Genomic DNA, 11,128 nt, shown 5'->3' with positions numbered 1-11,128 from the left:
ACGACGATGGGCGCCACCGGGAGTTCATGGCGTTCCCCGGGCTCGTCCTCGACCGGTGGCGCCTCCTCGACGATCACATGGGCGTTCGTCCCGCTGATGCCGAAAGACGAGATACCCGCGCGGCGCGGGCGCTCGCCGCGCGGCCACGCCCTGGGCTCGGTCAGCAGCCGGACGTTGCCCGCCGACCAGTCCACCTGCGGCGTCGGCTCCTCGACGTGCAGCGTTCTCGGCAACACACCATGCCGCAGCGCCTGCACCATCTTGATGATGCCCGCCACCCCGGCCGCGGCCTGGGTGTGGCCCATGTTGGACTTGATCGACCCCAGCCACAGCGGCTCGGCGCGGTCCTGCCCGTACGTCGCCAGCAGCGCCTGCGCCTCGATCGGATCGCCCAGCGTCGTCCCCGTACCGTGCGCCTCGACCGCGTCCACATCGCCCGCCGACAGGCCCGCGTTCGCCAGCGCCTGCCGGATGACGCGTTGTTGCGACGGACCGTTCGGGGCCGAGATGCCGTTGCTGGCGCCGTCCTGGTTGAGGGCGCTGCCCCGGACGACAGCCAGCACCGGGTGGCCGTTGCGGCGGGCGTCCGACAGCCGCTCGACCAGCAGCATGCCCACCCCTTCGCCCCACCCGGTGCCGTCCGTGGAGGACGAGAAGGACTTGCAGCGGCCGTCGGCGGCCAGACCGCGTTGTTCGCTGAAGTCGATGAACGACTGCGGCGTTCCCATGACGGTCGCGCCCCCGACGAGGGCGAGCGTGCAGTCGCCGGTACGCAGCGCCTGGGCCGCCCAGTGCAGGGCCACCAGCGACGATGAGCACGCCGTGTCCACGGTCACCGCGGGGCCTTCGAGGCCGAGGGTGTAGGCCACCCGGCCGGAGACGAGGCTGCCGCCGCCGGTACCGCCGGAGTAGTCGTGGTACATGGCCCCTGCGAACACCCCGGTCGGGGTGCCCTTCAACGTGACCGGGTCGATCCCGGCGCGTTCCAGCGCCTCCCACGACACTTCGAGCAGCAGTCGCTGCTGCGGGTCCATGTCGCGGGCCTCGCGGGGGCTGATGCCGAAGAAGTCCGCGTCGAACTCCGCAGCGTCGTGCAGGAACCCGCCGTCGCGCACATAGGTCTTGCCGGGCTTGCCGGGCTCGGGGTCGTAGATGTCCTCGACACCCCAGCCACGGTCGGCCGGAAACTCCGAGATCGCGTCCACGCCCCCGTCGACCAGCCGCCACAGCCCCTCGGGCGAATCCACCCCGCCCGGATAGCGGCACGCCATCGCGACGATGGCGATCGGCTCGTCGTCCGCCGATGTCACGACCTGTGCGGCGGAGATCTCCTCCACCACACCGGACAGCTCGTCCAGCAGGTGGCGGGCCAGCTCGCGTGGGGTCGGGTAGTCGAAGACGAGGGTGGCGGGCAGCCGGAGTCCGGTGGCGGCGCCCAGGAGGTTACGCAGGTCGATCGCGGTGAGGGAGTCGAAGCCGAGGTCGCGGAAGGCCCGTTCGGGGTCGATGGCCTCGGCTCCGGCGCTGCGGAGGACGGTGGCGGCCTGGGAGCGGACGAGGCCGAGGAGTTCGTCGGCGCGTTCGTCGCCGGTGAGTGCGGCCAGTCGCTGCCGCAGCGCTCCGGTGGCGGACGCGGTGGCGTCGGCGACGCGGCGCGACCGGCCGCCGCGAACGAGGCCGTGCAGCAGCGGCGGGGGCGTGTCGAAGGCCGTCAGGTCGAACCGGGCGGGCACCAGCGCGGGGTCCGGGCCACCGGCGGCGGCATCGAGCAGCGCCAGGCCCTCTTCCGGTGCCAGGGTGCGCAGGCCCGCCTGGGCGAGACCGTCCGCCATGCCGTCTCCGGCCCATGGGCCCCAGGCCAGCGACAGCGCGGGAAGCCCGTGCGCGTGGCGGTGGTGCGCGAGGGCGTCGAGGAAGGTGTTGGCGGCCGCGTAGTTGCCCTGTCCGGGAGCGCCGAGGACGCCCGCGACGGACGAGAAGAGCACGAACGCGGTCAGCTCCAGGTCGCGGGTGAGTTCGTGGAGATGCCATGCCGCGTCCGCCTTCGGGCGCAGGACGTGGTCGACGCGGCCGGGTGTCAGCGAGGGGATCACGCCGTCGTCCAGCACGCCCGCCGCGTGGACGACCCCGCCGATGGACCGGCCGTCGAGCAGCGTGGCCAGAGCGTCGCGGTCGGCCACATCGCACGCCGCGACCTCGGCCTCGGCGCCCAGCCCAGCCAGCTCCTCGGCCAGCTCGGCCGCACCCGGCGCCTCCGGGCCACGGCGGCTGGTCAGCAGCAGCCGCCGCACCCCGTGCCGGGTGACGAGGTGGCGGGCGACGGCCGCGCCGAGGGCGCCGGTCCCACCGGTGATCAGCACCGTGCGTTCCGTGTCCCAGACGGGGGCGTCCGGAGCGAGCGCCACCCTGGCCAGCCGGGGCACCAGCACCTCGCCGCCACGGACGCTCAGTTCGGGCTCGCCGGTCTCCAGGAGGGAACGGGGGTCGATCGGGGCGTCGGTGTCGACGAGGACGAAGCGGCCGGGGTTCTCGTTCGCGGCGGCGCGTACGAGTCCCCGTACGGCGGCGTGGCCGAGGTCGGAGCCGTCGATCGCGCCGTTGGTGACGACGACGAGCGTGGCGTCGCTGTCCACCGCCGTCTGCACCGCTTCCAGCGCACCGCCCAGCACCGCGCGCACCCCGGACGGCGTGTCGCCGGTCGTCGGCGGGCAGTGGTGAACGGCCACCTCGGCGTCATCGGCGGACGACCGACCGCCGGTGGCCGGGACCCACTCGGCGCGGAAGAGGGCATCGGTGACCTGGGCCGGCGCGAGGGTGAGACCGTCCGAGGTGACGGGCCGCAGGGTCAGCGAGCCGACCGAGGCCACGGGCCGTCCCATGGCGTCGGCCAGCTCCAGCGACACGGTCTCGTCGCCCCGGGGGCGCAGCCGGACCCGTGCGGCCGTGGCGCCTTCGGTGTGCAGGGTGACGTCCGACCAGGAGAACGGAAGGACGGTCGCGCCGTCGTCCGCCGCCAGGTCGAGCGCGTGCAACGCCGAGTCGAGCAGGGCGGGATGGAGGCCGAAGCGTCCGGCGTCGACGCCTGCCGGGAGGGCGACCTCGGCGAACACCTCGTCGCCGCGCCGCCACGCCGTACGCAGCCCACGGAACGCGGGCCCGTAGTCGAGCCGTTCGTAGAGCCCTTCGACGGCTAGGGGTTCGGCGTCACGCGGTGGCCACGCGGCGAGGTCGGTGGCCGGTTCACCGGCATCAGGGGCCAGGATCCCCCCGGCGTGCTGGATCCATTCGCGGTCGAGCGGGGCGTCGTCGGCACGGGAGTACACCGTCACCGGGCGGCGGCCGGACGCGTCGGGCGCGTCGACGGCGACCTGGAGGTGGACGCCGCCGTGTTCGGGCAGGATCAGCGGCGCGCCCAGGGTGAGTTCCTCGACGCGACCACATCCCACCTGGTCACCCGCTCGTACAGCCAGCTCCACGTACGCGGTGCCGGGCAGCAGCACGGAGCCGAGCACGGTGTGGTCGGACAGCCAGGGGTGGGCTCCGGTGGCCAGTCGTCCGGTGAACACCACACCGTCCGAGCCGGGCAGCCGCACCATCGCGCCGAGCAGCGGGTGGTCGGGCCGGTCGAGGCCCGCGGAGGTGACGTCACCGCCGTGGCCGCTCTTGTCGAGCCAGTAGCGGGCGCGCTGGAAGGGGTAGGTGGGCAGGTCGACACGCCGGGCGTCACGGCCGTCGAACACGCCCGTCCAGTCGACGCGCAGGCCCGCCGTGTGCAGGTGACCGAGGGCGGTGAGCGCGGCGACGGGCTCGGGGTCGCGGCGGCGCAGCACCGGGACGAGCACGGCGGTGTCGGCGGTGGTGGTGAGGCACGGCCGGGCCATGGCGGTGAGCACGCCGTCGGGTCCCAACTCCACGTAGCGGGTGACACCTTCGGCCTCCAGCCGGGCCACCGCGTCGGCGAAGCGGACCGTGTCGCGGACGTGCCGCACCCAGTGGTCGGCGGTGGTGACCTCACCATCCGCCATGACGTGGATGCGTGGCTCGGCATACGTGACGGACTCGGCGACGCGGCGGAACTCATCCAGCATCGGGTCCATCAGGGGCGAGTGGAAGGCGTGCGAGACGGTCAGACGGTTGGTCCTGCGGGCGCCGAACCGTTCGACGGCCGTCGCGACGGCTGCCTCGACGCCGTCCTCGGTGCCGGAGAGCACCACCGAGGACGGGCCGTTGACGGCGGCGATACCGACACCCTCGCCGAGCAGCGGGGCCACCTCGTCCGGCGTGGCTTCCACGGCCACCATCGCGCCGCCGGGCGGCAGCGCGCCCATCAGCTGGGCCCGCGCGGTGATGAGCCGGGCCGCGTCGGCGAGGGAGAACACCCCGGCCACATGGGCGGCGGCCAGCTCACCGATGGAGTGGCCGGTGACGAAGTCGGGCCGCACGCCCCAGGATTCCAGCAGCCGGAACAGCGCCACTTCGAGCGCGAAGATGGCGGGCTGGGTGAACTCGGTGCGGCGCAGCGCCTCCTCGTCGCCCCACATCGCCTCGCGTACGGCGGGATCCAGCGCGGCGCACACCTCGTCGAAGGCGCGCGCGAAGACGGGGAACGCCGCGTGCAGCTCCCGGCCCATGCCGAGGCGCTGGCTGCCCTGTCCGGTGAATAGGAAGGCGGTCAGCCCGGTCGGCCGGGCGACGCCGCCCAGGTGCACATCGTCGGAAGTGTCCGCCAGCGCGGTCAGCTCGGCGAGGAGTTCTTCGCGGTCGTGGCCGATGACGACGGCGCGGCGGGTCAGTGCGGCACGGCCGGTGGCGAGGGAGAACCCCAGGTCCACGGGGTCCAGGCCGAGCCGGGTCCGCAGGTGGTCGGCCAGTTGCCGGGCTTGGACGCGCAGGGCGGTCGTGGTGCGGGCGGACAGGGGCAGCGGCACGGGGACGCCAGGTGCCGAGGGCCGCTCAGCGGGCTCAGGGGGGTCGGTGTCCGCCTGTTCGATGATGACGTGGGCGTTGGTGCCGCTGACGCCGAACGAGGACACCGCCGCGCGGCGCGGACGGCCGGTGTCGGGCCACGCGCGGGCCTCGGTGAGGAGGCGTACGTGTCCGGCGTCCCAGTCCACCTGTGGTGTCGCCGCGTCGATGTGCAGTGTCTTCGGCAGCGTGCCGTGCCGGATGGCCTCGACCATCTTGATGACGCCCGCGACTCCAGCGGCGGCCTGGGAGTGGCCGATGTTCGACTTGATGGACCCCAGCCACAGGGGCAGGTCGTCGGAGCGGCCTTGTCCGTACGTGGCGAGCAGCGCCTGCGCCTCGATCGGGTCGCCGAGCGAGGTCCCGGTGCCGTGCCCCTCCATGGCGTCGACATCGGCGGGCGTCAGCCCGGCCGAGGACAGCGCCTGCTGGATGACACGGCGCTGGGAGGGGCCGTTGGGGGCGCTGAAGCCGTTGGACGCGCCGTCCTGGTTGACCGCCGAGCCGCGTACCACGGCCAGCACGGGGTGGCCGTGGCGGCGGGCGTCGGACAGCTTCTCCAGCAGCAGGACGCCCGCGCCCTCGCCCCAGCCGGTGCCATCGGCGGACGCGGCGAACGAGCGGCAGCGGCCATCGGGGGAGAGCCCGCGCTGCTCGCTGAACTCGATGAACGTCTCGGGCGTGGCCATCACGCTGACGCCCCCGGCCAGCGCCAGCGCGCACTCCCCCGTACGCAGCGCCTGCGCCGCCCACTGCAACGCCACCAGCGACGACGAGCAGGCGGTGTCGACGGTGACCGCCGGGCCTTCGAAGCCGAGGGTGTAGGCGACCCGTCCGGACACCAGGCTGCCGTCGCTGCTGGTGATGCCGTAGTCGTGGTACATCGCGCCGGCGAAGACACCGGTGCGGCTGCCGCGCAGCGCCGCCGGGTCGAGGCCCGCCCGTTCCAGCGCCTCCCAGGTGATCTCCAGCAGCAGCCGTTGCTGCGGGTCCATGGTGAGGGCCTCGCGCGGGCTGATGCCGAAGAACTCGGGGTCGAAGTCGGCGGCGTCGTACAGGAAACCGCCGTGGCGCACGTAGCTCTTGCCGGGCTTTCCGGGCTCCGGGTCGTACAGGGCGCTCACGTCCCAGCCACGGTCGCCGGGGAACGGGCCGATGGCGTCGCGGCCCTCGGCGACCAGCTCCCACAGCTCCTCCGGGGAGCCGACACCGCCGGGGAAACGGCAGGCCATGCCGATGATCGCGACGGGTTCGGCGGCGGCGTGCGCGGCGGCGCGCAGGCTCTCGTTGTCCCGCCGCAGCCGCTCGTTCTCGACGAGCGAGCCGCGCAGCGCCTCGACGATCTCCTCGACCTTGGCTTCCACCGTCGTCTCAGCCTCCGCTCAGCGTCGTGGTCCGCGCGCCGGGCGCGCCGACCGTGTTCAGGAATGTGCCGAGCACCTCGGTGAAGCGTTCCGGTTCTTCGAGGTGCGGGGCGTGGCTGGAGTCTTCGAAGATCTCCCAGCGGGCGTTCGGAATGAGGTCGTGGAAGGGGCGCACGGTGACCGGGGTGGCCTCGTCGTGGCGGCCCGAGATGACGAGGGTGGGCACGTTGACGCGGGGCAGATGGTCGATCACCGACCAGTCGCGCAGGGTGCCGATGACATGGAACTCGTTGGGCCCGTTCATGGTGCGGTACACCGTCGGGTCGGTGACGGCCTCCAGGTACGAGGCCATGAGTTCGCCCGGCCACGGGTCGAGGCGGCACACGTGGCGGCTGTAGAAGACGAGCATCGCCTCCAGGTACTCATCGCTGTCGGTGGTGCCCGCCGCCTCGTGCCGCCGCAGCGTCTCGTCCACACCGGGTGGCAGCTGGGCGCGCAGCACGTCCATCTCCGACAGCCACAGCTGATAGGAGGCGGGGGCGTTGGCGACGACCAGGCCACGCAGCCCGGCCGGGCGGGTGGAGGCGTGCCAGGAGGCCAGCATCCCGCCCCACGACTGCCCGAACAGGATGTAGTTGTCGGCGATGCCGAGCCGGTGCAGGAGGTTGTCCAGCTCGTCGCGGAAGAGCTGAGGGGTCCAGAAACCGGGGTCGGCGTCCGGCAGGTGGGTGGAGCCGCCGTTCCCGATCTGGTCGTAGTGCACCACGGGCCAGCCGTGTTCGGCGAAGGCGGCCAGCCGGATCAGATAGTCGTGCGTGGACCCGGGGCCGCCGTGGACGACGACGAGCGCCGGGCGGCCCGATCCCAGCTGTCCGGTGACGCGGTACCAGGTGCGGTACTCCCGGAAGGGGACGGTTCCTTTGACGGTTCCTTTGGCCGTTGGCGTGGGTGTGGGCGCCATGTCTCAAACCACCTCGGTTCGGGTCCTGCTCAGTGCGTCGGTCGCGGGTCAGTCGAGTGTCCTCAGCCACTCGTCGATGGTCCGGGCGGTCGTCGGGGCGTGTTTCTGCCCGAGCGAGAAGTGGTCACCCGGCACGGTGCGCAGCGTGTGCTCCGGATCCCAGGGACGGGCCCGCATCTGTGCGGGGTCACCGCCCTCGGGCGGCGTGACGAACGGCTCGGCGGCCTGGACGAACAGAGTCGGCACGGCCAGCCGTACGGGGGCGAACTCCCCCAGCACCCCGAAGTAGTGCGGCATCGCCGACAGCCGCGCCGCGTCGTACGGGCCGAAGGCCGACTCCATCGCCAGCACGTTCAGCATGAGCTGGTCGAACCCGACCTTCATCGCGTCGTCGTCGACGCGGAAGGTGTCGATCAGGATCAGCCCGGCGGGCGGGACCTTGGCCACCTCCTCCAGATGCCGGGCGAGGACGTGGCCGATGATGCCGCCGGAGGAGTAGCCGAGCAGCGCGAACGGCTCGCCCTCGGCCGCCGCCAGGACGGCGTCCGCCAGCACCCGCGACAGCGCCTCGGCCGAGGCGGGCAGCGGCTCGTCCCGGGCGAATCCGGGCAGCGGGAGCGCCGATACGTGGCGGTTGTCCCGGAACTCCGCGCCCAGCCGGGCGTGCTGGTGCACCCCACCGGCCGCCATGGGCGTGGCCAGGCAGATCAGCCGGGTACGGCGCGGACCGTCGGCCAGCCGCACCGCCTGCGGTACGCGGCCGAGGTCGCCGGGCGCGGCGAACCGGGGCCGCAGCGCCGCGACCGCCGACATCAGCGCCAGCGCGCCGGAGGTGTCACCGGCGTGGACGGCCCGCCGGAACATGCCGGTGGCGGTCTCGTCCGGCTGCTCTGCTTGCGGCTTCGTCTCTGACTGTGTCGTCGTCTGCGGTTCGGCGGTGGCCAGCCGCTCCAGCTCATCGGCGACGAGACGGGCCAGCAGGGCCGGGTTCTTGCTGTCGAACACCGCCATCGCGGGCAGCTTCAGCCCGGTGGCGGCGTTCAGCGCGGTCCGCAGTTCCATCGCGGTGAGCGAGTCGAATCCGGACTCCAGGAAGTCGCGCTCGGGGTCGACCGCCTCGGGGCCGCTGTGTCCGAGCACGGCGGCGGCCAGGCTGAGCACCAGATCGCGCAGCGCTCCCTCCCGCCGTTCGGCGGGCATCGCCGCCAGTTCGCGCCGCAGCGCCCCAGGATCGGCGGCCGCCGCCGTCGGCCGTGGGGTGGCCGGGACCAAGCCGCGCAGCAGCATGGGGAGTTCGCCACCGATTCCGGTCCGCAGCGTCCGCAGGTCCAGCCCCATCGGCACCAGCACCGGTTCGGTACGGGCGGACGCGGCGTCGAACAGCGCGAGGCCGTCGGCCGACGACAGCGCGGGCATGCCCTGGCGGCGCAGCCGCCGAAGGTCGGCCTCGCTCAGGCCACTCGCCATCCCACCGCCGCTCGCCATGCCACCGGTGTCCGCCCAGAGCCCCCAGGCGAGGGACTGCGCGGGCAGCCCTTCGGCGTGGCGGTGTGCGGCGAGCGCGTCGAGGAATGTGTTGGCAGCGGCGTAGTTGCCCTGGCCGGGCGCGCCGAGCACCCCCGCCGACGACGAGAACAGCACGAAGGCGCCCAGGTCATGGTCGCGGGTGAGGTCGTGCAGGTTGAGCGCGCCGTTCACCTTGGGGCGCAGCACCTGGTCGAGGCTGTGCGGCGTCAGGTTGGCGATCAGGCCGTCTGCCAGCACCCCGGCCGTGTGCACGACGGCGCCGAGGGGGCGATCGGCGAGCAGCGCCTTCAGCGCCTCCCGGTCCGCCACGTCACAGGCCGCGATCTCGACCGTCGCGCCGAGGCCGGCCAGCTCCTCGCAGAGCCCGGCCGCGCCGTGGGCGCCCATGCCGCGACGGCTGGTCAGCAGCAGGTCGCGGACGCCGTGCTCGGCGACCAGATGGCGGGCGACGAGGGCGCCGAGTCCGCCCGTACCGCCGGTGACCAGCACGGTTCCGAACTGGTCCCAGGCGGTGGTGCGTTCCGGGTCGGCGGGGGTGCGTGCCAGGCGGGGTACGAGGATGTCGTCACCCTGGATCCGCAGTTCCGGTTCGCCGGAGGCGAGGGCGCGCGCGATCGTCTCCGGGTCACCGTGACCATCCGTGTCGAGCAGCGCGAAGCGCTCCGGGTCCTCCGCGTGGGCGGCGCGGACCAGGCCCTTCGCGGCCGCGTGGGCGAGGTCGTCACCACGGGTGACCACCGTGAGCCTGCGGTCGGCGAACCGTTCGTCCGTGAGCCAGGTCTGGAGGGCCCCAAGGGTTGCGCCGGTGGCCGTTCTGACGTCGTCGGCGAGGTCGCCCGTGCCGCCGGGGAGCGTCAGCGTCACCGTGGTGGGCACCGGGTCGGACAGTTCCGCCAGGTCGGCGACCATCGTCCAGTCATCGGCTTCGGCGGTGGCGGTGGCGGAGACGGGCGTCCATGCCACGTGGAAGAGGGAGTCGGCGGGCTGCGCGGAGGTCGGTGCGAGGTGCTCGGCCGTGACCTTGCGCGCGATCAGCGACTCCACGGAGGCCACGGGCCGCCCCTGGGCGTCGGCGATCCGCAGTTCCGTCGCACCCCCGCCCTTGGGCGTGAGCCGGACGCGCGCGGCCGTGGCGCCGGAGGCGTACAGCCGTACGCCCCTCCAGGCGAACGGCAACATCGTCGCGTCGTCATCACCCGCGCCGAGCAGCACCGCGTGCAGCGCGGAGTCCAGTAGCGCCGGATGCAGCCCGAAACGCCCGGCGGTGGCCGCGTCGCCGAGCGCCACCTCGGCGAAGGTCTCGTCGCCGGCCCGCCAGGCCGCCTTGAGTCCCTGGAACGCCGGGCCGTAGGCGAAGCCGACGTCCCGGAAGCGTTCGTACGCGTCGTCGGTGGCCATTCTCGTGGCCTCGGGCGGTGGCCACTGCGTCAGGTGGCGGAAAGACGGCGGCGCGGTGGTGTCCTCGGGTACCAGTACACCCTCGGCGTGCAGGGTCCAGTCCGCCGCCGCGTCGGTGTCCTCGGTCTGCGCGTGCAGGGTGAGCGGGCGTCGGCCGGTGTCGCCGTCCGGTTCGCCGACTGTCAGCCGCAGCCGCACACCGCCGCTCTCGGGCAGGGCCAGTGGCGCGTGCAGCGTCAATTCCTCGAGGACGCGGCAACCGACCTGGTCACCCGCGCGGAGGGCCAGTTCGACGTACGCGGTCCCGGGCAGCAGCGTGGTGCCGAACACGGTGTGGTCGGCCAGCCAGGGGTGGGTGCCCGTCGACAGTCGCCCCGTGAACACCACCGCCTCAGCGCCCGGCACCGCCACTTCGGCGCTCAGCAGCGGGTGGTCGAGCGCGCTGAGGCCCATGGACACCGCGTTTCCGCCCGCTCCGGCCACCGGCTCCGACAGCCAGTAACGGCTTCGCTGGAAGGCGTAGGTGGGCAGATCGACGCGGTGTGCTCCCCGTCCTGCGAAGAGGGCCGCCCAATCGGGTGAGGCGCCCGTGGTGTGCAGCTGCGCGACCGCCGTGAGCAGCGTCCCGGCCTCGGAACGGTCGCGGCGCAGAGCGGCCGCCGTGGTGGCGTCCGGCGCGGTCTGCCGGGCCATGGCGGTGAGGATGCCGTCCGGCCCGATCTCCAGAAACCGCGTCACCCCTTCGGCGTGGAGTTGCCGTACGTCGTCGGCGAACCGCACCGCCTCCCGCACATGCCCCACCCAGTACTCCGCCGACGCCACATCCTTGACGAAACGGACCACCGGCTCGCGGTACTCCACGCTCTCCGCGACCTTGCGGAACTCCTCCAGCATCGGATCCATCAACGGCGAA

General features: G+C 73.3%; 3 protein-coding genes. All 3 read right to left on the bottom strand.

All coding sequences use genetic code 11. The features are described 5' to 3' along the window. Positions 1-6,329 (bottom strand): SDR family NAD(P)-dependent oxidoreductase (locus tag ACZ6CL_RS42240; RefSeq protein ID WP_468946728.1); only part of this gene is annotated, 6,329 nt, incomplete at its 3' end. 7 nt (positions 6,330-6,336) lie between these two features. Further along, complete coding sequence (locus ACZ6CL_RS42235) at positions 6,337-7,290, bottom strand: proline iminopeptidase-family hydrolase (RefSeq protein ID WP_468946726.1); 954 nt, start codon at positions 7,288-7,290, stop codon at positions 6,337-6,339. 48 nt (positions 7,291-7,338) lie between these two features. Beyond that, entirely contained in the window at positions 7,339-11,109 is a 3,771-nt protein-coding gene (locus tag ACZ6CL_RS42230) for a type I polyketide synthase (RefSeq protein ID WP_468946724.1), read from the bottom strand. Between the last annotated feature and the right edge of the window lie 19 nt (positions 11,110-11,128).

Source organism: Streptomyces sp. NPDC041200 (assembly GCF_055591805.1).
This window is presented reverse-complemented; position numbering and strand designations above follow the sequence as displayed.